Annotated in this window: 21 protein-coding genes; 10 read left to right on the top strand and 11 right to left on the bottom strand. The window is 50.2% G+C overall.

All coding sequences use genetic code 11. The features are described 5' to 3' along the window. From V7723_RS17340 to V7723_RS17330, 3 genes are all read right to left on the bottom strand, one after another. Positions 1-339, bottom strand: a 339-nt coding sequence (locus V7723_RS17340; protein WP_335685757.1) for a VOC family protein, incomplete at its 3' end; no start/stop codon positions are given. 33 nt (positions 340-372) lie between these two features. After that, positions 373-1,263 (bottom strand): halocarboxylic acid dehydrogenase DehI family protein, encoded by an 891-nt coding sequence (locus V7723_RS17335; RefSeq protein ID WP_335685756.1) that lies wholly within the window; start codon positions 1,261-1,263, stop codon positions 373-375. 105 nt (positions 1,264-1,368) lie between these two features. After that, complete coding sequence (locus tag V7723_RS17330) at positions 1,369-1,632, bottom strand: usg protein (RefSeq protein WP_335685755.1); 264 nt, start codon at positions 1,630-1,632, stop codon at positions 1,369-1,371. Positions 1,633-1,804: 172 nt separating this feature from the next. Between V7723_RS17330 and acuI the strand changes: the two genes are divergently transcribed. Further along, complete coding sequence (gene acuI, locus V7723_RS17325; protein ID WP_335685754.1) at positions 1,805-2,794, top strand: acrylyl-CoA reductase (NADPH); 990 nt, start codon at positions 1,805-1,807, stop codon at positions 2,792-2,794. Between the two features lie 6 nt (positions 2,795-2,800). Here the strand turns inward: acuI and cysQ are convergent, their stop codons facing one another. After that, positions 2,801-3,571 carry a 3'(2'),5'-bisphosphate nucleotidase CysQ gene (gene cysQ / locus V7723_RS17320; RefSeq protein ID WP_335685753.1) on the bottom strand — a complete coding sequence of 257 codons (771 nt, stop codon included), beginning with the start codon at positions 3,569-3,571 and terminating at the stop codon, positions 2,801-2,803. Between the two features lie 151 nt (positions 3,572-3,722). On the opposite strand from cysQ, the gene V7723_RS17315 reads away from it, so the two are divergent. Both V7723_RS17315 and mobA read left to right on the top strand, forming a co-directional pair. Next, on the top strand, positions 3,723-4,589 hold the full coding sequence (locus tag V7723_RS17315; RefSeq protein WP_335685752.1) for a formate dehydrogenase accessory sulfurtransferase FdhD: 867 nt from the start codon (positions 3,723-3,725) through the stop codon (positions 4,587-4,589). Further along, a complete protein-coding gene (gene mobA / locus V7723_RS17310) occupies positions 4,586-5,206 on the top strand; it encodes a molybdenum cofactor guanylyltransferase MobA (RefSeq protein WP_335685751.1) in 621 nt (206 codons plus the stop codon). The genes V7723_RS17315 and mobA overlap by 4 nt, the downstream gene beginning before the upstream one ends. Positions 5,207-5,215: 9 nt before the next feature. Here mobA and V7723_RS17305 read toward each other — a convergent pair whose 3' ends face one another. The 3 genes from V7723_RS17305 to V7723_RS17295 all read right to left on the bottom strand — a co-directional run bounded on the left by V7723_RS17305 (position 5,216) and on the right by V7723_RS17295 (position 7,645). Further along, positions 5,216-6,145, bottom strand: coding sequence for a DMT family transporter (locus V7723_RS17305; protein ID WP_335685750.1), 930 nt, complete (start codon positions 6,143-6,145; stop codon positions 5,216-5,218). Between the two features lie 134 nt (positions 6,146-6,279). Continuing rightward, positions 6,280-6,573, bottom strand: coding sequence for a hypothetical protein (locus tag V7723_RS17300; RefSeq protein ID WP_335685749.1), 294 nt, complete (start codon positions 6,571-6,573; stop codon positions 6,280-6,282). A gap of 175 nt (positions 6,574-6,748) precedes the next feature. After that, positions 6,749-7,645, bottom strand: coding sequence for a LysR family transcriptional regulator (locus tag V7723_RS17295; RefSeq protein WP_335685758.1), 897 nt, complete (start codon positions 7,643-7,645; stop codon positions 6,749-6,751). 115 nt (positions 7,646-7,760) lie between these two features. Here V7723_RS17295 and V7723_RS17290 point away from each other — a divergent pair, with 115 nt between their 5' ends. From V7723_RS17290 to V7723_RS17265, 6 genes are read left to right on the top strand one after another with little or no spacing between them, the layout of a single operon-like run. Next, complete coding sequence (locus tag V7723_RS17290; RefSeq protein ID WP_335685748.1) at positions 7,761-9,254, top strand: CoA-acylating methylmalonate-semialdehyde dehydrogenase; 1,494 nt, start codon at positions 7,761-7,763, stop codon at positions 9,252-9,254. Between the two features lie 60 nt (positions 9,255-9,314). Then, a complete protein-coding gene (gene mmsB / locus V7723_RS17285) occupies positions 9,315-10,202 on the top strand; it encodes a 3-hydroxyisobutyrate dehydrogenase (RefSeq protein WP_335685747.1) in 888 nt (295 codons plus the stop codon). Further along, positions 10,199-10,987, top strand: a complete 789-nt coding sequence (locus V7723_RS17280) for an alpha/beta fold hydrolase (RefSeq protein WP_335685746.1) — start codon at positions 10,199-10,201, stop codon at positions 10,985-10,987. Before mmsB ends, V7723_RS17280 begins: the two co-directional genes overlap by 4 nt. 47 nt (positions 10,988-11,034) lie before the next feature. After that, the gene (locus V7723_RS17275) at positions 11,035-11,934 is read left to right on the top strand and encodes a DMT family transporter (protein WP_335685745.1); all 900 of its coding nucleotides are present in this window, start codon (positions 11,035-11,037) and stop codon (positions 11,932-11,934) included. Positions 11,935-11,964: 30 nt separating this feature from the next. Beyond that, positions 11,965-12,705, top strand: coding sequence for an enoyl-CoA hydratase/isomerase family protein (locus V7723_RS17270; RefSeq protein ID WP_335685744.1), 741 nt, complete (start codon positions 11,965-11,967; stop codon positions 12,703-12,705). Positions 12,706-12,728: 23 nt separating this feature from the next. Continuing rightward, positions 12,729-14,081, top strand: coding sequence for an MFS transporter (locus V7723_RS17265; RefSeq protein ID WP_335685743.1), 1,353 nt, complete (start codon positions 12,729-12,731; stop codon positions 14,079-14,081). On the opposite strand, the gene V7723_RS17260 is transcribed toward V7723_RS17265, so the two are convergent. The 4 genes from V7723_RS17260 to V7723_RS17245 all read right to left on the bottom strand — a co-directional run bounded on the left by V7723_RS17260 (position 14,078) and on the right by V7723_RS17245 (position 19,732). Further along, the gene (locus V7723_RS17260) at positions 14,078-14,773 is read right to left on the bottom strand and encodes a type 1 glutamine amidotransferase (RefSeq protein WP_335685742.1); all 696 of its coding nucleotides are present in this window, start codon (positions 14,771-14,773) and stop codon (positions 14,078-14,080) included. The genes V7723_RS17265 and V7723_RS17260 overlap by 4 nt on opposite strands. A gap of 3 nt (positions 14,774-14,776) precedes the next feature. Further along, on the bottom strand, positions 14,777-17,536 hold the full coding sequence (fdhF, locus tag V7723_RS17255; RefSeq protein WP_335685741.1) for a formate dehydrogenase subunit alpha: 2,760 nt from the start codon (positions 17,534-17,536) through the stop codon (positions 14,777-14,779). Then, entirely contained in the window at positions 17,533-19,242 is a 1,710-nt protein-coding gene (locus V7723_RS17250) for an NAD(P)H-dependent oxidoreductase subunit E (protein ID WP_335685740.1), read from the bottom strand. Before V7723_RS17250 ends, fdhF begins: the two co-directional genes overlap by 4 nt. Positions 19,243-19,522: 280 nt before the next feature. After that, positions 19,523-19,732 carry a DUF3553 domain-containing protein gene (locus V7723_RS17245; protein ID WP_335685739.1) on the bottom strand — a complete coding sequence of 70 codons (210 nt, stop codon included), beginning with the start codon at positions 19,730-19,732 and terminating at the stop codon, positions 19,523-19,525. A 115-nt stretch (positions 19,733-19,847) separates the two neighbouring features. Between V7723_RS17245 and V7723_RS17240 the strand changes: the two genes are divergently transcribed. Continuing rightward, positions 19,848-20,486 (top strand): histidine phosphotransferase family protein, encoded by a 639-nt coding sequence (locus V7723_RS17240; protein WP_335685738.1) that lies wholly within the window; start codon positions 19,848-19,850, stop codon positions 20,484-20,486. Positions 20,487-20,584 lie beyond the last annotated feature (98 nt).

Genomic DNA, 20,584 nt, shown 5'->3' with positions numbered 1-20,584 from the left:
GTTGCCGTCATAATCGAAAACATTGACTTGCAGGATCTCGAATTCGGGGACACGCCCCAATTCATAGTCGACACCCCATGCCTCAAGTTTTTCGATAAAGCCGGCTAGTCCTTGGGCGGAAAAAGAAAAATGTTCGATCTGGAGAGTGTCATGGTCGGGCGTTTCGTCGACGCCAATAAGATGAACCGGCGCGATATCACCGATATACATCCAGGCTCCAGGAAACTGGAACGGCGGCCGTTTTCCAGATGTCATGCCCAGTATATCTTCGTACCACGCGACCATCTCGTCGAGATTTGCCGTCCGAATATTCACATGGTCAAGTTTACCTAGCTGCATAAGGAAGCCCTTTGAGTATTTGTTGTTGACTTATCATAGCTTGAGCTGGTGTCGCATCAAGGCGATATTGGTCACCAGTCCGGGCAGTAACCATTGGAAGAGGCGAACAACCTCTAGCACTTCTTGTTCTGTCGCGTCCTTATTGGCCGCTGCTTTTAACGTTTCCGGAGAGAGGTTTGCTGGATTGGGCAAGGAAAGTACTAGATTGACGGCAAATTCATGAACAGAGGTGACGGCTTCTTCATAAGCGGCTGTCTGGATATGCTGTTTCGCGTTGCCCCACGCGGGTTGAAAGTAACTTGGCCAGCGGGCAAGTGCTCGATAATCCGTATTTACAAAGGGCAATCCCAGGGTCGATTTGATGTCTTCGTAAACAGATATGGTGGGGGCATCCGCGTGGTGCGCTTCGATCAGCGTCAGTCGGTTTGCCGTTGAGGGACCATGGTGGCCTTTAAACGGTGCGACATTTGTTTTCGAGGATAATGGAACACCTTCGAGCAACAGACGTGCAGCAGTGGAGATCAAAACATAAGGCATATTTCCGTGAGAGAATATCTCGATTTGTTCACGAATTTCATTGATTTCCCTGTCGGAGTATCCGATAGCATTGAGGTCGCCCGTAATTTGCGCAGGCGCCAGGATGTCCACGCGCTGTTCAGTATAAGACCGGAGGGCTCTGCAAGCGGTGACGAACTCGGCGCTGCCGGCCAGCTCTCGCAGCCCGCCCCACAATGCGTCATAAAATTCTTGGTAATGCGCAAACGCCATTGTCACAACCCCCATCCAGGGCACCTGGAGAACAGATTTTGTATCTTCATAAATTGTGTGCAGGCGATTTTTTGCGAGATATTCAGGCAGTGGATTAATTCGCGGTGTTGTAGCAGGCTTCAAGCGTGCGAGCTTCGGTAATGGAATGTCACCCATGGAAAGGCGAGCTGTGGATCGTAATTCTTTTCATACTTTAGCTTAGCAATCCTACGGTATTGAATCCACGCCTAACTTGTTAGGGCCTAACGAATGTTTTGGTCGTCAATGCACCTGATATTCGACGTCGGTAAAACGAAATTCATTTGGGTAAATAAGCTTGTTGGAAGCAACACGGACCGAATGTAGACGTCCATCAAGTTTTGCTTCCCAGAAATCCAGGAATTTCTTTAAGGTGGGGTAGGATGGGGCCTGATCATATTCCTGCCAGATGTAGGTTTGTAACAGTTCTGGATAGTCCGGCAGATGATATAGAATTTCGGCTGTTGTCAGAACAAATCCACTAAGTTTTTTCTCCATTTCCTGCATACATAATCTCCATTTCTGGTTACGCGACTCGAAGGTATTGAAAACACCTTACCTCTAAACATTAGATTATAATGATTAACAATCAATTGTTTCTCGCGTTTTTGTGTTTCGCGCGGGCCATTTATCGGTTTATAAGGGGCCAAATCGAATAATCAAAAACAGGAATATTTTCATGAGTGATACGTTCAAAGCCATGGTCATTGAAGACAAAGATGGTAAGCAGAAAGCCTCCATCAAGGATCTGACAGTCGCCGATTTACCAGACAATGATGTGCTTGTGGAAGTTTCCTATTCCACATTGAACTATAAAGATGGCCTGGCTGTATCGGGCAAGGGAATTGCCAGACGGCTGCCAATGGTCGGCGGTGTTGATTTGGCTGGAACAGTGCTGGAAAGTGCGTCCGATGAGTTTAAGCCTGGCGACAAGGTTGTGGTCAATGGATTTGGTTTATCAGAATTACATTGGGGCGGTTATAGCCAGAAACAAAAACTGAAATCTGACTGGTTGATTAAATTGCCCGACGGATTTTCTATGCAGGAAGCCATGGCCATTGGAACAGCCGGTTATACGTCGATGCTGTGTGTGTTAGCGCTGGAGAAAGCAGGAATAACGCCGGACAAAGGGGAAGTCCTGGTAACAGGTGCCGCCGGTGGTGTTGGCTCCGTTGCGATCGCTCTTTTGGCGAAACTTGGGTATACGGTCGTCGCCTCGAGTGGACGCGAAGAAACCCATGCTTATTTAAAGAAACTAGGCGCATCTTCGGTGATCAGCCGTGAAGAAACCATGGGCAAGGGACGTCCGTTTGACAAGGAACGTTGGGCTGGCGCCATCGACTGTGTCGGCAGCAGCATTCTTGCGTCGGTCATCGCCCAGATGAATTATGGCGGCGCTGTCGCTGCCGTTGGCTTGGCAGCGGGCACGGACCTGCCAACATCGGTACTGCCTTTTATTTTACGGGGCGTTTCCCTAATCGGTATAGATAGTGTTATGGCGTCAAAGGAAATTCGTAAGGAAGCCTGGGCCCGGTTAGCTCAGGACTTAGACAAATCCATTTTTGACGACATGATCACTGTGGAACCCATGAGCAATTTACCAGCTCTTGCTGAACAGATCCTCAAAGGCCAAATCAAAGGCCGGGTTGTTATCGACGTCAACGCCTGACCTCGCCTATGATCGGCCTTTTGCTATAAAATAAGGGTTGTCGTGGCCGTCTTTGCCGTAAAGCAAAGGCGCGCCATCTACGGTTTCAACGCGGCCCCCGGCAGCCTCCAGTATGGCCTGACCGGCACCAATGTCCCATTCCATTGTGCGGCCAAACCGCGGATAAAGATCGGCGGCACCTTCTGCAACAAGACATAGTTTCAACGAAGAGCCAGCGGAGATAAGTTCCGCTACTTCAAACTTTTCGATATAGGCATCTGTTTCCGGCGTCCGGTGGGACCGACTGGCGACAACAGTAAGTCCTACTTCAGGTGCCCGGCGTGTTGAGATTTCTTTGGCTGGACCGGAGCCGTCTTGTCTCCAGACCTTTCCCGGACCTTCAGCAAAATAGGACGTATTTTTTGCCGGAATATGGATAACGCCCATGGTTGGCTTCCCGTGCTCGACCAGTGCTATATTGACTGTAAATTCGCCGCGTTTATGGACGAATTCCTTCGTGCCATCGAGAGGATCAACCAACCAGAAAACGCCGCCGGACAAATCGGGAATATCGCCGGCTGCCGCACTTTCCTCCGCGAGAATTGGAATATCAGGCGTCAATGCTCGCAAACCATCAAGGATAATTTTTTCTGCGGCGACGTCCGCTTCGGTTACAGGTGAGGCGTCGGACTTGGTTCTAACATCGAAATCCTGATTATAGATGGTCAGAATTTTGGCTCCTGCCAGTCGCGCCAAATGCGTAATTTCCTGCGTCAGTGCGGGGCGGTCTAGATCCATAATGTCGGTCCTCAAAATTCCGATCTGAATGATGCGCTGTACAATATCGAAATATTTCCATCTGTCACCACTTTGAGGTCAAATACTAAAAATAATATGGAGAAAGCGAACTCGGTCTTTACAGCGCCAAATATCCTCCCATTATAGGGTTATGAAAGAATTCACCATATCACCAGATCCCAAGGCCGAGGATTTAAGCGAGACGCTGACCGGTGTAGATCATACCGGGGCATCTGTATCCTTGCCGGTCGTGGTTGAAAGACCGCTGACTCTGTTTTTAAATAAACAGGAAATAGTGACCATGATGACTATTGGTGATTATCCGGACTTTCTTGCGCTCGGCTATTTACTCAATCAAAATATGTTAGACCACGATGATCATATTATTGGAATCGATTATGATGACGATTTAGGTGTGGTTGTGGTGCGGACGCAACGCGAAACAGATTTCGAAGATAAACTCAAGAAAAAGACCCAAACCTCAGGCTGTGCGCAGGGTACTGTGTTCGGTGATGTTATGGAAAAGTTCGAAAACATTACCCTTGACCCCGAGGCTGTTCTCAACACATCCTGGATTTATGAGTTGTCGCGTAAGATTAACCAGCAGCCCTCTCTGTATTTGGAGACAGGCGCTATTCATGGCTGTGTTCTGTGCGAAGGTAACAAACCGCTTGTCTATATGGAAGATGTGGGGCGGCATAACGCCATTGATAAGATAGCCGGTTATATGTGGCGTCAGGGCATTTCATCCAAGGATAAGATTTTCTATACCACAGGCCGGCTGACATCGGAGATGGTGATTAAAACAGTGCAAATGCAAATTCCGATTGTGATTTCGCGTTCCGGCTTTACCGCCTGGGGTGTCGATCTGGCGCGGCAGGCCAGCTTGACCCTTATTGGGCGCGCCAAAGGAAAAAGGTTTATCTGTTTCGCGGGCGAAGAACGGTTGAGGTTTGATGCGGATCCAGATGGCGTGCCGGAAGAGCGCACTAAATATCAACGAAAGGCAGCGCAATGACGACCCCAGAGCAAGTTTTCCCTGCCGTATTGTTGGCTGGAGGGCAGTCTCGGCGCATGGGAGGAGGATCAAAATTCCTCCAGGAGATCAGCGGTCAAACGCTGCTCTCTCGTATCATTTCGACCGTGACGCCGCAGGTATCAGATGTAATTTTAAACATTAATATTGATACCGAAGATATTGAAAGTATTATTATTCCAACTGTTAAAGATTCTGTTGATGGATTTGTCGGTCCGCTATCTGGTATTTTAACCGGTTTAGAATATTATAGTGATAAAGGGAGCGAAGCAAGTCATATGCTGAGTGTGCCAACCGATGCGCCGTTTATTCCAAAGGATTTGGTTTTACGTCTGCGGACTGGTCTCGGTGATCTGCCGGAAAGGACCATCGTGATGGCGGAATCTGTTGGACGCGTTCACCCGGTTGTCGCCTTATGGCCTTTGTCTTTGGCTGCAGATTTACGATCGGCTTTGGTCGACGAAAATTTGCGAAAAATACTGGTATTTGCAGATCGCTATAACCGGGTAAATGTCGTCTGGGAGGATCATGAAGGCGATCCGTTTTTTAATATTAACCGGCCAGAAGATCTGGAAGAAGCGCGAAAACGATTGGCATAGTTTGAAAGCTTATTTGGATTTTCCAGGTAAATTAATCAGGGCCACTCCCAGAAATGCTGTCAATAATCCAATGCCGACTACCAGTGAGAATTCTTCCCCTAAAAAGACAATTCCAAGCATCACACTGACGCCCATACGGAGGTAAGCTTGGCTGGCTGTCCCTAAAGATCCTAGCGTATGTATAAGACGAAAATAGAGCAGTAGCGCTACTGCCGTCCCGAAGATACCGAGCGCCGTCACGGCAGCAACAGATAACAGCGACGGCGATAGGGCCCAGGGTTTATCAATAATCAAACTTGCAGGAATGAGCACAACTGATGCCGACAGCATGACGCCCGCTGCGGTCACAGTTGGTGGTAAGTGGCTAAATCGTCTGCCAAAGATTGCGGCGTATCCATAAAACACCGCACTGAGAAGAATTGCCAACTGAGCGAATACCTGCTGCCCGAGACTTTGCAGTGCGTCGACACCAATTATCAGTATTACACCCCCAAGCCCGATAAACGCGCCGAGGGCTTTACGAAAGGAAACAGCCTCATGCCGCGTAATAACCCACGTAAGGAAGAATACAAATATTGGAGACGTTGAATTAAGGACACCGGCCAATCCGCTTTCTACATATTGTTGACCCCAAGCAAGAAGAACCCAAGCCCCAAAGCTATTAAAAAATGCCTGAATAACCAGATTTTTCCATGTGGCAGAATCTTTGGGTAAAGAATGGCCCTGTATTCGGATCACCAGAAGCAGAATAATCGCCGCGATGCCGACGCGCATTGTCACCAGTGTCGTCGGTGGAATCGTTTCCAGGCCGACGCGGATAAATAAATACGAAGATCCCCATAACAGTGCAAGAAGGCCTAGAAGGGAATACTCCCGCATGCGGTTTAGTGTTGTATCTGCGATAAGATTTGTCCCGTTTTTGACGACGAAGTATGCCAAACAGATTAGCTGCTATTGTTGATTTATTGCTTCGATCTAGGTCGAACTATCATCAGCATGCTCACTCAAACAAAAAATGCAAGTACATACTGTCTACAATTTTAGCTGCTTGCAGACCCGGTGTATCGTTTTTCTCAACGGTGATCAATATTCACTGTTTGGACCGGAAGAATATTTTGAATGCGTAGTTCTAAATGTGCAATTTCCTGAACCGACAATCCGCTAATCGAGACAGATACAGCCAGATAGTCATCAATTCTGGTTGATTGCAGCTTATGAGGTACAAGGTTCCGAAGGGCAAAATTTTCAAGAATGCGGGGAAGCGTTGATGGATCGATTTCTGCCGTTATGGTGAAACAAACAGGATTATCTGAAAAGTGGGCGCAATTTTCTTGCAGAGGTGATTTTAAAGCAGTTGCGGAAGACATTATGAATATCCGGTTCAATGTGATGAGAATGAAAAGGTAAGGAAGGGGTTGCGGCGCAACCTGATTTTCCGGCCCAGCTTTAGCGAGCCGGGCTTATAATTCGTAGGTCAATCACAATGCCGAATAATCTTATCATGAAGGAAATTGTATCATTGGTTGCGCGTCGGCGATAGTCCTAGTTTTCTCCCATCAGTTTTTTCCGTTGACGTTGCACGACATCGCTCAAAAATTCGCTTACTGCCTTGATGCGCGCCAGGTCATGAATATCTTCCGGTGTGTTCAGCCAAAAAGTTCGTTGAATTTCTATTTCATGCGGTAGTAAACAAACTAATTCAGGATACTCATTCGCAACGAAACAATGAAGGATACTGACCCCCGCACCGGCAAGGGTTGCCTGAAACTGAAAAACGATGCTGGAGCTTTTTAAGCCAACCGTCGGGGTTCCGACGGCATCCTCCAGATACAGAAGTTGCGGGTCAGGAACGAGTTCATCTATGTAGGAGATGAAGTTATGGTCCTGCAAATCGTCTTTGGATTTTATGGGCGAATGCGATTTTAAATAGTCTTTTGTCGCGTATAATCGAAGTCGATAATCAGTCAGCTTGCGAGAAACCAGACGTCCCGATTGTGGACGGGCAAGCGTAATAGAAAGATCCGCCTCACGTTTCGATAAGCTGACAAAACGATCATTGGCGACAAATTCTAGTTCGATTTCCGGATGGAGCAATTGAAATGCTGTTAGTTCTTTTGCGAGAAATTGACTGCCAAAACCTTCCGGCACACCTAGTCGCACCGTCCCGGTAAGTGTTTTGTTTTCACCGCTGATGTTTTCCTGAATGCTGGCTGATGCACTTTCCATGGCTTCAGCTTGCGGCAATAACCGTTCGCCCGCCTGCGTTAAAACAAATCCGCGTGACGTGCTTTCAAATAGTTTCGTATCGAGTTTTTCCTCAAGGGCAAGAACCCGGCGGCTGACCGTCGTGTGATCAACCTTCAGCGCCTTCGCCACTTCAGTTAGGCGGCCTTTGCGGCTTAACTCGAGGAAAAAACGAACATCATTCCAGTCAAAGATAGGTCTCTCCCGGTGTGTATTTGTGCACAGGGATTGTGCATTCTTATCTAGATACTTTGCATTTTTACCTATGTAAAGTGAGGATAAGATAATTTTATTTCTGGGAGCAGAACCTATGACAGAACAACTTAAACATTATATTGGCGGGCAGTATGTCGCCGGAACCTCTGGCCGGTTTAGCCCGGTGTATAATCCGAGCACTGGTGAGCATATTGCGGACCTGCCGCTGGCCACAGCTGCGGAAGTCGAAGCAACCATCGCCAATAGCCAGGCTGTCGCCAGTGAATGGGCAAATACGTCGCCGATTACGCGGGCTCGTGTGATGTTTCGCTACAAGCAACTGATCGAAGAAAATATTGAAGATCTGGCCGCGCTGCTCTCGAGGGAACATGGCAAGGTTCATTCAGACGCCAAAGGATCGATCATCCGTGGTTTGGAAGTTGTAGAGTTTGCCTGCGGTATTCCGCATCTGTTGAAAGGTGAATTCTCTGACAATGTTTCTTCCGGGATTGATATGTATTCCATGCGGAAGCCTTTGGGTGTTGTTGCGGGTATTACGCCGTTTAACTTCCCAGCGATGGTTCCCATGTGGATGTTTGCTGTGGCTATTGCTTGCGGTAACTGTTTCGTTCTGAAGCCATCTGAAAAAGATCCTTCTCTGCCGATGAGGCTGGCTGAACTGATGTTGGAAGCGGGCGCACCGGCCGGTGTTCTCAACGTAATCAATGGCGACAAACTTGCCGTCGATACAATTCTTGACGATCCAAGAGTAAAAGCAGTTAGCTTTGTTGGATCAACTCCCATTGCAAAATATGTTTATGCGCGGGCTGCTGAAGCTGGCAAGCGCGTACAAGCCATGGGCGGCGCGAAGAATCATATGCTGGTTATGCCAGATGCGGATATGGATAAAGCTGTCGACGCGCTTATCGGTGCTGGGTACGGATCTGCAGGCGAACGTTGCATGGCGATTTCAGTCGCCGTCGCTGTTGGTGACGCGGGAGATGAACTGATGGAAAAACTCGCCCCGAAAGTCCGGGCGTTGAAAATCGGCCCGAGTGCGGCCGATGGTGATATGGGCCCGCTTGTAACCGCCGATCATCTTGCGAAAGTCAAAGGGTATGTGGATCTCGGTATTGAGGAGGGCGCGGACCTTGTTGTTGATGGCCGCGATCTCAGCCTCCAGGGTTATGAAGACGGGTATTACATGGGTGGTTGTTTGTTTGATAATGTTCAAACAGATATGCGGATCTATAAGGAAGAAATCTTCGGACCTGTCCTGTCCGTTGTCCGGGCGCCAACGTTCAATGAAGCCGTTGAAATGGTTGACAAGCATGAGTTCGGAAATGGAACCTCCATCTTCACACGTAACGGAGATGTGGCGCGAGCTTTCTCCAATAACGTTGAAATCGGCATGGTCGGTGTCAATGTGCCGATCCCGGTTCCGTTAGCGTTCCATAGTTTTGGTGGCTGGAAAAACTCTGCTTTCGGTGATCATAATCAGCATGGACCAGAAGGTGTTCGCTTTTATACGAAAGTGAAAACCGTGACGTCCAGATGGCCTGACAGCATCAAGGCGGGCGCTGAATTCAGCATTCCTACTTTTAAATAATCCACCTCAATCAGGCGTCCGGCTGCGTGAGAGCGTAGCCGGATCGCAAGGAGACTGAAAATGGCCAGAATTGGTTTTGTTGGGGTCGGTAATATGGGCGGGCCTATGGCGCTCAACCTGCTAAAAGCCGGACATTCCGTAAAAGTTTTTGATCTATCAGCAGACGCAGTTGCGCTCTGTGTTGCAGAAGGTGCAGAAGCCTGTGAGACAGCGACAGATGCTGCGTCAGGTGTGGGCGTGGTGGTTACTATGTTGCCAAAGGGCGATCATGTTCGCGCTGTGTATCTTGGCGACGGAGGGATATTAGCGGCGGCGGATTCGGATACATTATTCATTGATTGTTCAACAATTGATGTTGCGACAGCGCGTGAGGCCGCAGCGGCGGCGACAGCTGCCGGAATGCATATGGTCGATGCGCCGGTGAGCGGCGGCGTTGGCGGTGCATCCGCGGGCTCGCTGACCTTTATGGTCGGCGGAGCAAGTGCAGCCTTTACCATGGCTCAGCCAATTCTATCGGCGATGGGTCAGAATATTGTTCATACGGGTGGGGCTGGAAATGGTCAGGCAGCAAAAATCTGCAATAATATGATCCTCGGCATCTCCATGATCGGTGTCAGTGAAGCCTTTGTCCTGGCAGAGAAACTCGGGCTTGAACATCAGACTATGTTCGATATTGTCTCTACGGCGTCCGGTCAATGCTGGTCTCTTACAAGTTATTGTCCCGTTCCGGGACCGGTGCCAACCAGCCCGGCGAATAACGATTACAAGCCCGGCTTCTCGGCTCAGAATATGTTGAAAGATCTACATCTCAGTCAGGAAGCTGCTGAAGGTTTTGGAGCGTCTACTGCGCTTGGTAAGGCGGCCATGGATCTTTATGAAGGCTATGTTTCCGGCGAAGGCGAAGCCGCTGATTTCTCAGGTATTGTCAATATGATCCGGAAATCGTGACGGGAGCGACTGAAACGGACATTGCAAATATTTCCGGGGCGGCGATTGAATATCGATTGATTGCCGCCTCTGATCCCAGCCGTCCAACTCTGATATTCTTGCATGAAGGCCTCGGCTGCGCGGCATTATGGAAAGACTTTCCCGATCAACTTTGTCAGATGACAGGTTGCGCAGGTTTGATTTATAGCCGGTTGGGATACGGGGGCTCGGACCCGTGCGACTTACCGCGCCCTCTCGATTATATGCAGCAAGAGGCAACGGTGACGCTGCCTCAAATACTGGCACATTTCGAAATTGAGAACTTTACGCTGGTTGGCCATTCAGATGGGGCGTCTATTTCCCTGATCTATGCGGGATCGAACAGGGTGCCAGCACCACGCGCCGTGATTGCCATGGCACCACATGTCTTTTGCGAAGACATCTCCGTACAGGGAATTCGCATTGCGAAGCGTGCCTATGACCAAGCCGATTTGAAAACCAAGTTAGAAAAATTCCATGGAATGAATACGGAGATCGCTTTTAGGGGTTGGAATGATGCCTGGCTCGATCCTGAGTTTCGTCATTGGAATATTGAGAGCTATTTACCGCCCATAACCGCTCCGGTTTTTGTAATACAGGGGCTCGAAGATAATTACGGAACCCTCACACAAATTGACGCAATTGAAAGCGCCGTCGACGGATCGTTTCGCAAACTTCTTTTACCGGGTTGCGGCCATAACCCTTGGTCTGAAAAGCGTGATATAGTTCGTGGCGCTATTGCGACATTCCTTGGCGATGTTGGGTAGAAGAATAGGGCTTGCAGTTGCACGCTGATTGCGAGACTAATGGCCATATGACAATTCAACTTTCCGACAATATGCGCGGCGCGGCTTACATGTCTATCAGTATGGCCGCCTTCGTCCTCAATGATACGACCATGAAGCTTGCCGCAGAGCATCTGAGTATGTTTCAGGCAATGTTTCTCAGAGGTATATTTACCACAGTTCTGCTGGGGGCATTGACGGCCTATAATAAAGCTTTTGTGTTCCGGATACCAAAGGCAGACAGGAAGACACTTATCCTTCGCCTAATAGGGGAGATTGGCGGAACAGTCTGTTTCCTGACAGCGCTCTTCAATATGCCGATCGCCAATGCGACTGCAATATTGCAGGCCTTGCCGTTGGCGGTGACATTAGCGGGAGCATTGTTCCTGAAGGAAATCGTCGGATGGCGACGTTACCTGGCGATTGCTGTCGGATTTATTGGAGTGCTAATCATTGTTCGCCCGGGATCTGATGGGTTTAACGAGTTTTCCCTGTGGGCGGTTGCAGCTGTCTTTTTCATCGTATTGCGTGATTTGGCGACACGTCAGCTTTCGCCCGCCATTCCATCTTTATTTGTGTCATTATTGACATCGATAGCCATTTTGTTAGTTGGTGGCATCTTGTCCTTTACCATGGAATGGAAACCGGTAACGGCGGAAGGATTGGGCCTGCTGTCCGGGGCAGCGGTATTCGTCATATTCGGATACCTGTTTAGTGTTATGGCCATGCGGGTTGGCGATATAAGTTTTTCATCGCCGTTTCGTTATACGATTCTTCTATGGGCTATTATTCTTGGAAATGTCGTGTTTGGAGATAGCCCGGATCAGTGGACAATTTTTGGTAGTCTGATTATCGTAGGTAGTGGTGTTTATACATTCTATCGGGAACGCCTTATGGGCCGACGTGGTCGTTCACAAGCCAAATCCTGATGTGCAAATAATAAGAAGGAAGAAAACCTCATGACGGATCTCGTAACGCGAAAAGATCAAGATGGTATCGCGATCATCAGCCTCAACAGGCCAGAGGCGCTCAACGCGCTGAGCCCTTCTTTGTTTGTCGAACTGCACGCGCATATCGACGCATTGGGACAGCAATCCGACTCTATCGGTTGTGTCATTTTGCGCGGCAACGGCCGATCCTTCTCTGCCGGGAATGATTTGAAAGCCATGCAGGCCGGCGACGTGGCGCCGCATCCGACCTTTCAGGCGGAAACGGTTGAGATGATCGAAGATTTGCCGCAGCCGGTTATCGGGGAGATTGCGGGACATTGCTATACAGGCGCGCTTGAGTTGGCATTGGCCTGTGACTTGCTGGTGTGCGGAGAAGGGGCCAAGTTTGCAGATACCCATGGGAAATGGGCGCTTACGCCGTTATGGGGAATGAGCCAACGCCTTCCCCGTCGCGTCGGTATTCCCTGCGCCAAGGAAATGATGTTTACAGGGCGGATCGTTTCCGGTGCAGAAGCTTTTCAGATTGGCCTCGCGAACAAATGTGTGCCGGATCAAGATTTACCCGAAACGGCCCTTCAGCTTGCCCGGGATATTGTTGAAAACTCCTGGCATACGCTAAGGGCCGACAAAATGCTGCTCAACAAGGGGCAGGAATTTGGCCTCAAAGCCGGCCTTCAGTTTGAACGGGACAACAGTCCGGGTCGGGCGAGCGGTGACGAGGAACGGCTGTCTGGTTTTAAAAAAGAGTAACAAAACGTCAAACGGGAAGCATGATGATATCTGACGATAGTCGTAAGTGGTGGATCCTCGGTGCGATGGGAGGCGTTATGGGCCTCATCCTGCTAGACGAAACTGTTGTTGGGGTTGCATTGCCCACCATTCGGAAGGATCTCGGCCTATCTGTTTCACTCTCTCATTGGGTGATCAATGCCTATCTTCTTGTGTTCACCGGGCTTGCAGCGGTTGGCGGAAAACTTGGCGATATCTTTGGTATAAGAAATCTCTTTACGTTGAGTATGCTCGTTTTTGGCGCGGCATCTTTTGCCTGTGGTTTTTCAGATTCTGGCGCCGAGATGGTGACGGCCCGGATATTTCAAGGCGCTGGCGCGGCGATTATTTTTCCCATTTCGCTGGCAATGATCACCATTACTTTTCCGGCTGAGCAGCGTGGTTTGGCCCTCGGTATTTATGGAGCCGTCGGTACTTTTTTCTTAGGTATCGGACCGCTTGTCGGCGGTTTCTTCACGGACATTCTTTCCTGGCGCTGGATATTCTGGATTAACATCCCGGTTATGATTGTGATTGCAGTGATTGTCCTAAGTACGTGGCGGGATTTTGAAAAAAATGAAGAAACAGCGGCATTTGATTACCCGGGTCTTTTGACGCTTATTGGCGGGCTAGGGTTGATCATCTTCGCACTTATGCAAGGTCCGGATTGGGGGTGGACAAGCCCATTGATAATCGGAATGGCACTAGGCGGTATCGGCGTCATCTGGGTTTTCGTACATCTTGAAAACCGGAAGACAAACCCTTTAATGGAACTTGATTTGTTCAATAATGGGACCTTTTCAGTTTGTAACTTCGTTATCTTTATCGCTCAGTTTAATCAAATGTGCATCGTTATTTTTGGCGCATTATATTTGCAGGATATCCTAAACTTGAGCCCCTTGATGACAGGGGTAATCCTTCTTGCCGCCGTTGGTATGGCGCCCTTAACGGGCACACCAACGGGCATGCTCGTCGATCGCATTGGCGCCCGCCCGGTTCTGCTGATCAGTCTGATCCTCACAGTTTTCGGAATGCTGTGGGTCGGATATTTTATGTCAGGGGCAAGTTATGTTTATCTCATCCCAGGGTTCATAGCCTGGGGAATTACCAACTGTGCTTTGTTTATCGCCGGACGCCGACCCGTTATGGCGTCTGTGCCACCGGAAAAACATGGACAGGCGGGGGGTATTTTGATGACCTCACAATTGCTCGGCGGCACGGTGAGCGTCGCCATTGGTGGTGTCCTTTTCGCCCTCACGGGCAACTACGCTATAATATTCACAGTTGCCGCGGCGCTTACCGCGGTCGGATTAATCTGGGCGTGGTTTTCTGCCGAGAAAATAGTCAGCGATAGTTAACGAAGTAATTTACCGTCCAGCAGGTCGGCCATCATGTTGCCAAACCGAAGCTGGTCATTTGGTTCATAAGGTTTGGCCAGAGCGTCATCGGCGATGTCATCAGGCAATGCCTTTCCCCGGCGGATTTTTATGAGATCCGTTATGAAGGGGATAGTATGTTCAGGATGCGGCTGTATGGAATAACAAGTGGGTGAATATCGCAAGCCGGCAAATTTACAAAAATCTGAAGACATGAGAATTTCCGTGTTCTCCGGCTGTTCCAGGACTTGGTCTTGATGAAAAGCGAGAAGGTGAACCGTTTCTCCCGTTTCGTTCAATAGGTATTCGTTTAGGCCAACTCCCCAACCGCCATCATATTTACTGACCTTCGCGCCCATGGCCTGTGCCAGTATTTGATGCCCAAAGCAAATGCCGACCGTCGGCCGATTGCTGGCCACCAGTTGTCGGCAGAATTCTTCTAACGGCTTTATCCAGTCGTGTCCTTCATAAACACCATGTTTGGAGCCGGTGATGATCCAACCATCGCACTCCGTCGGGCTTTTCGGGAATTCGCCGTTCACAACTACATAAATTTGGTACTCGAATGGTTCCGAGGCCAGCAAGTTCTGAAACATCTGGGGATACTGGCCATAAGTTTCGCCCAGATATCCATCAAGAATACCGGTTTGCAAAATTCCAATTTTTGTCGCCATTTATTAGCGTTCTCCGGCCAATTCGGGCACTTTAGTCTTCTCTACCTTGACGGCACAGAATTTGACCTCGGCGATTTTTCCGAAAGGATCGAGGGCGTCATTTGTGAGGAGGTTGGCAGCGGCTTCCGCGTAGCAAAAGGGAATGAAGATCATGCCGTTCTGCACGCCGCCGTCGGCGCGCACCTTTATATCAATCTCACCACGTCGCGATTGAACCGTCACAAAGTCACCTGGCGCGACGTCAAGATTTTCCATCATGCCCGGCGGCATATGAACAATGGGTTCAGGTTCCATCGCATCCAGAACTTCCGATCGCCGGGTCATGGAGCCCGTATGCCAATGTTCCAGCAAGCGCCCAGTGGTCAGAACTGTGGGGAATTCTCTATCCGGAATTTCATCCGGTGACACCAAACTCGCCGGTACAAACTTACCCAGGCCATTTGCCGTCGGGAAGTTCTCTGTGAAGATCAGCGGTTGGCCAGGATCGTCCGCGCTCGTGCAAGGGTAAATTACGGCATCCGCGTTTTCAAGCCGCTCCCAGCTGATGCCTTTGATACTGCCCATGACTTGGGTCATTTCCGTAAACACTTCTTTGACATGGCCATAGTTCCAATCAAGCCCAAGGCGCTTTGCCATTTCCTGAATGATCCAAAGATCTTGACGCGCATCTCCCGGCATAGGGACAGCCGCACGTCCCATCTGTACTTGCCGGTTGGTATTGGTGACAGTGCCGTCTTTTTCTGGCCACGCGGAAGCTGGTAGCACCACGTCTGCATAGGCAGCAGTTTCCGTTAGGAACAGATCCTGCACCACAAGATGATCGAGCATGGAAAGGGCTTCACGGGCATGGTTGACATTGGGATCCGACATGGCCGGATTTTCTCCCATGATATACATGCCATTTATCTCGCCTTTATGCACGGCTTCGGTTATTTCCACGACGGTGAGTCCTTTGTGGGGATCAATGTCGGCCTTCCAGAATTTCTCAAATTTTTCCCGAATGACGGGATCTTCCACAGATTGGTAATCGGGCAGGAACATGGGGATCAGGGCAACATCCGAGGCGCCTTGAACATTGTTCTGCCCGCGCAAGGGATGCAGGCCGGTACCGGGACGTCCGACTTGCCCCGTCATTAAGGACAAACTGATCAAACAGCGAGAATTGTCGGTACCGTGCACATGCTGGCTGATGCCCATTCCCCAGAAGATGATAGAGGCTTTGGCAGTAGCGAATTCCCGTGCTACGTCGCGGATCAGATCCGGCTCGATACCCGTCACTTTCTCCATGGCTTCAGGGCTGAACCCCTCCAGATGGGCTTTCAACTCTTCAAAATTCTCAGTGTGGTTCTGGATATAATCTTTATCCGTGAGGTCTTCTTTGACAATCACATGCATCATTGAATTGAGCAACGCCACATCGGTCCCTGGTTTTTCCTGCAGCATATACGTGGCATGGCGGGACAGGGATTGGCCACGCGGATCAATGATGATCAGCTTGGCGCCTTTTTTAACGGCATTTTTGAAGAAAGTTGCGGCAACCGGATGATTAATGGTCGGGTTGGAGCCAATAACCATGATCACTTCTGCATTTTCTGCTTCGGTAAATGGCGCCGACACGGCACCGGAGCCTACTGTCTCCAGCAACGCCGCGACAGACGAGGCATGGCACAGCCGGGTACAGTGATCAACATTATTGGTGCCAAAGCCTGTACGAACCAGCTTTTGGAAAAGATACGCTTCTTCGTTAGATCCCTTGGCTGAACCAAAGCCCGCAAGCGCATTGCCGCCTTTACTGTCGCGGACGTGTCGCAAGCCATTTGCCGCAACTTCAAGCGCCTCTTCCCAGCTCGCTTCGCGAAAGTGCGTAAGCGGATTGGCCGGATCGAGAGTAGCCACATCCTCTTTGGCAACACCTTCTTTGCGGATCAACGGTTTGGTCAGGCGTTCCGGGTTATGGATATAATCAAAGCCAAAACGACCCTTGATACAGAGGCGTTCCTCATTGGCCGGACCGTCCCGGCCTTCCGCATATAGGATTTTGTCATCGCGGACCTTGAAGGTCAGCTGACAGCCGACACCGCAAAACGGACAAACGCTGTTAACTTCCCGGTCGACGCGCGCATCGCCAACGACGGTTTTTTCGAGCAATGCCCCTGTTGGGCAGGCCTGCACGCATTCACCGCAGCCCACACAGGTGCTTTCGCCCATGGGATCATCAAAATCAAAAACGATCTTCGAGCCGACGCCGCGGCCCGCCATGCCGATCACGTCATTGACCTGCACATCACGGCAGGCGCGAACACAAAGGTTACAGTTGATGCAAGCGTCGAGATTAACGGCCATGGCCGGATGCGATAGATCATCAGCGGGCATATCGCGAGCGGCAAACCGACTATCTGCAATGCTCTGCTGATCTGCCATTTGCCAGAAGTGACTGTCTTTATCGTAGGTCGTTTCCCGATCTGGCTGGTCAGCAATAAGTAGCTCCATCACCATCTTGCGGGCTTTGGCCGGGCGATCCGTTGCAGTATTGACCACCATGCCTTCAGTCGGTGTGCGGATGCAGCTGGCTGCCAGTACCCGTTCCCCTTCGATTTCAACCATACAGGCGCGGCAATTTCCATCCGCCTCAAATCCTACCCGATCTGCGTGACAGAGATGCGGGATTTTGGTGCCCTCGCGCTTGGCCACATCCCAAATAGACTCATCGGACTTGGCGGCAACAGTTTTATTATCCAGCTGGAAGGTGATCTCGTCGCTCATCGGACATCCTCCGCAAAATGTTTGAGGATTGACAGCAAGCCGTTAGGTGCCGCCTGACCCAGCCCGCAGATAGAAGCATCGCGCATACAGTCACTGAGTTCGGTCAGCAGATCCGCATCCCATTTATCCCGTTCCATGAGCAGAACCGCTTTTTCTGTGCCTGCCCGACACGGCGTGCATTGGCCGCAGCTTTCATCCTCGAAGAAGCGCATCAGATTGCGCCCAATCATTTTCATGTCATCCTGATCGGACAGCACGATCACGGCAGCCGAGCCAATAAAGCAGCCATATTTTTCCAGGGTACCAAAATCCAGCGGGATATCCGCCATGGTCGATGGCAGAATTCCGCCAGATGCGCCGCCGGGTAAATAGGCACGAAACACATGTCCATCTTTCATGCCACCGCCAAACTCATCGACCAGCTCCTGCGCTGTGATGCCCGCCGGTGTAATATAGACACCGGGCTTGTTGACATGGCCCGACAGAGAAAAGGTACGAAAGCCCGTACCGCCATTACGGCCGCCGTCTTTAAACCAGGCCGTTCCCTTATTGATGATATCCGGCAGCCAATAAAGGGTTTCTACATTATTGATCAGGGTTGGTTGGCCGAACAGACCCACATGTGCCGGGAAGGGGGGTTTATGCCGGGGCAAGCCACGTTTGCCCTCTATACTTTCCAGCATGGCGCTTTCCTCTCCGCAGATATACGCACCTGCGCCACGGCGAAGATGTATGGGCCGTCCGTCATCAAGTCCGGCGTCGCGGATTTCCGTCAGGCAATGGCTGAGAATTTTCGCGGTTTCCGGATATTCATCGCGCAGGAAAATATAAACTGCTTCGGCGTCGACAATCTTCGCTGCAATCAGCATCCCTTCCAGAAATGGATACGGGTTCGTGTTCATAAAATACCGGTCCTTGAAGGTGCCCGGCTCGCTTTCATCGGCATTGATCGCCATATAACGCGGTCCCGGCACTGACAGGACAGAGTTCAGCTTCAAGGCATGAGGAAAGCCGGCGCCGCCCAGGCCGCGATGCCCGGCATCGCTTAAACTCTCAATAATGGCTTCCGCTGTCAGTTCACCGGTACGAAGCCGCTTGAGAGCGGTAAATCCGCCCGCGTCTTTATGTTCTTGAAGAGCAGGTGCATTTATGTCAAGCAGGGGTGCATTTATCTTGGCTGCCTCGACCGCCAGGTCGACCTCCGCCATCGTTGCGTTTTCCACATAGCGATCCTTTAACCGGACGACGGGCGCGCATTCGCAGCGTCCCATGCAGGCGCCATGGGTGACCCGCAATGTCGCCCCATATTTGGCGGCAAGGTCTTGCTTCAACGCCATGGCTCCGGCCATTTCGCAGCTCAGGCTGTCGCAGACTTTTATCGTTAGCGTCGCGGGCGCCACCGCGTCATCTTTTACCACTTCAAAGTTATGATAGAAGGTCGCTACCTCGTAAACCTCGGCCAGCGCCATCCGCATTTCATCTGCCAATGCCGTCAAATGGGCGGCCGACAAAAATCCGTATGTATCCTGGATCAGGTGAAGATGCTCGATCAGCAAGTCTTTTTGGCGGGAGCGATCGCCCAGCAGCGCCGCAATCTCCCGCGCCGCAAACGGTTCAACCTGACGCCCTTTTCGCTCATACCTGGCTTTACGTTTGCCGCGTCCCGGCGCCTTTGGTACCGCAAATACTGCCTTACCCGATGACATCCTCTTACCCCTTATCTTATCGACAACAGACGCCTGTGCTTCTTCTATGTCGAATAGCTCGATCCATGTTGTTCATTTCGCCAGAGCTTTCAATGACTCGTAGCTAGGAGACAAAAAAAGCGAAAATATTTCAACCAAATTGTGCCAATAGAAAAGCCAATTTGTCCATCTATTTTTTCTTATAGTTAAAATTTCTTTCCTATTGTTAAAATAACAGTGGAATAATCATAGATACGCCGCCAAACAAACGTTGAGACGAAAAATTATTCATCGCGTTCTCTCACCTCTTACTCTTATCGCTGCGGCTGGCATTAGCTTCTTCTGCACTGATAGTCTCGAGTTCCACAAGACTAACGATGATAAGTTGCTTGCCCGCATGCTCGAAATTGATTGTTACCCGGTCGGCCACAGACGACTGTACTTGCCCAATTCCCCAATCCGGTTCCAGTGGGTGACGGACATACTGACCTGGCGAAAAAAATGAGAGCATGATTTTTTCTCTTAACATAACCTAAGGGATTGTTGCATAAATAATATACATAATTGTCGTACAGACGACACAGGATATTCCGCCCCCATCACGGGAGCAGATTTTTGGAGAGACTATGATTGATTTAAAACTGGCCGCCCTGATGAGTTCGAAACTTTGCCACGACGTTATTGGCCCTGTGGGTGCGGTCAGCAATGGCATTGAATTATTGCAAGATGAGGGCAATGAGGATATGCGCGAACAGGCACTCGAGCTGGTCAGTCAAAGCGCAAGCGAAGCCTCCGCCCGTTTACAGTTTTACCGACTTGCTTTTGGTCTCGCCGGGGGAATGGGGCCGGAGATCTCGTTGCGCGAGGCCCGCAACCTGTGCCGCGAATTTATGTCCTATGGCAAAGTCGCTTTCACTTGGCCGGATGAAGCGGGCGGTGCGGAGAACATGCCAAAAGATGTCATCAAGATATTGTGTAATCTGGTGGTTCTAGCGGGCGGTGCCCTGCCTCGGGGCGGTGAGTTGTCGATTGAGGGATCCGTATCCGGTGGTGACTGGTCATTCACTTACACGGCGCAAGGGACACGCGCCGGATTGCGTGAAGAAGTGACAGCAGCAGTCTTAAACGGTTATGACGCGGATGCCTTAACCGCACAAAATGTTGGTACTTATTATGTGATGGCTCTCGTGGAAAATACAGGCGCCAAACTCGACATTGTTCGCATGGACGAGACTGAAGTCGTGCTGTCAATCAGCGCTTCTTGACCAGTTTTCATAAACACGTTTGACGATTTACGACTTCATACCAGGAAAGCCGGGCGGGAATGCTGCCCGGTTTTGACATAAATTTTCGGCAAAATTAG

Origin of the sequence: Sneathiella sp. (assembly GCF_036960985.1) — a bacterium.
GTDB lineage: Bacteria > Pseudomonadota > Alphaproteobacteria > Sneathiellales > Sneathiellaceae > Sneathiella.
The sequence above is the reverse complement of the archived record's forward strand: the minus strand, read 5'-3'. Positions and strand labels throughout refer to the sequence as shown.

Excerpts from the sequence above, each read along its gene's own strand:
- V7723_RS17335 (WP_335685756.1), bottom strand. The coding sequence starts at position 1,263 with ATGGGTGACATTCCATTACCGAAGCTCGCACGCTTGAAGCCTGCTACA.
- V7723_RS17330 (WP_335685755.1), bottom strand. The coding sequence starts at position 1,632 with ATGCAGGAAATGGAGAAAAAACTTAGTGGATTTGTTCTGACAACAGCC.
- acuI (WP_335685754.1), top strand. The coding sequence starts at position 1,805 with ATGAGTGATACGTTCAAAGCCATGGTCATTGAAGACAAAGATGGTAAG.
- cysQ (WP_335685753.1), bottom strand. The coding sequence starts at position 3,571 with ATGGATCTAGACCGCCCCGCACTGACGCAGGAAATTACGCATTTGGCG.
- V7723_RS17315 (WP_335685752.1), top strand. The coding sequence starts at position 3,723 with ATGAAAGAATTCACCATATCACCAGATCCCAAGGCCGAGGATTTAAGC.
- mobA (WP_335685751.1), top strand. The coding sequence starts at position 4,586 with ATGACGACCCCAGAGCAAGTTTTCCCTGCCGTATTGTTGGCTGGAGGG.
- V7723_RS17300 (WP_335685749.1), bottom strand. The coding sequence starts at position 6,573 with ATGTCTTCCGCAACTGCTTTAAAATCACCTCTGCAAGAAAATTGCGCC.
- V7723_RS17290 (WP_335685748.1), top strand. The coding sequence starts at position 7,761 with ATGACAGAACAACTTAAACATTATATTGGCGGGCAGTATGTCGCCGGA.
- mmsB (WP_335685747.1), top strand. The coding sequence starts at position 9,315 with ATGGCCAGAATTGGTTTTGTTGGGGTCGGTAATATGGGCGGGCCTATG.
- V7723_RS17275 (WP_335685745.1), top strand. The coding sequence starts at position 11,035 with ATGACAATTCAACTTTCCGACAATATGCGCGGCGCGGCTTACATGTCT.
- V7723_RS17270 (WP_335685744.1), top strand. The coding sequence starts at position 11,965 with ATGACGGATCTCGTAACGCGAAAAGATCAAGATGGTATCGCGATCATC.
- V7723_RS17265 (WP_335685743.1), top strand. The coding sequence starts at position 12,729 with ATGATATCTGACGATAGTCGTAAGTGGTGGATCCTCGGTGCGATGGGA.
- V7723_RS17260 (WP_335685742.1), bottom strand. The coding sequence starts at position 14,773 with ATGGCGACAAAAATTGGAATTTTGCAAACCGGTATTCTTGATGGATAT.
- fdhF (WP_335685741.1), bottom strand. The coding sequence starts at position 17,536 with ATGAGCGACGAGATCACCTTCCAGCTGGATAATAAAACTGTTGCCGCC.
- V7723_RS17250 (WP_335685740.1), bottom strand. The coding sequence starts at position 19,242 with ATGTCATCGGGTAAGGCAGTATTTGCGGTACCAAAGGCGCCGGGACGC.
- V7723_RS17245 (WP_335685739.1), bottom strand. The coding sequence starts at position 19,732 with ATGCTCTCATTTTTTTCGCCAGGTCAGTATGTCCGTCACCCACTGGAA.
- V7723_RS17240 (WP_335685738.1), top strand. The coding sequence starts at position 19,848 with ATGATTGATTTAAAACTGGCCGCCCTGATGAGTTCGAAACTTTGCCAC.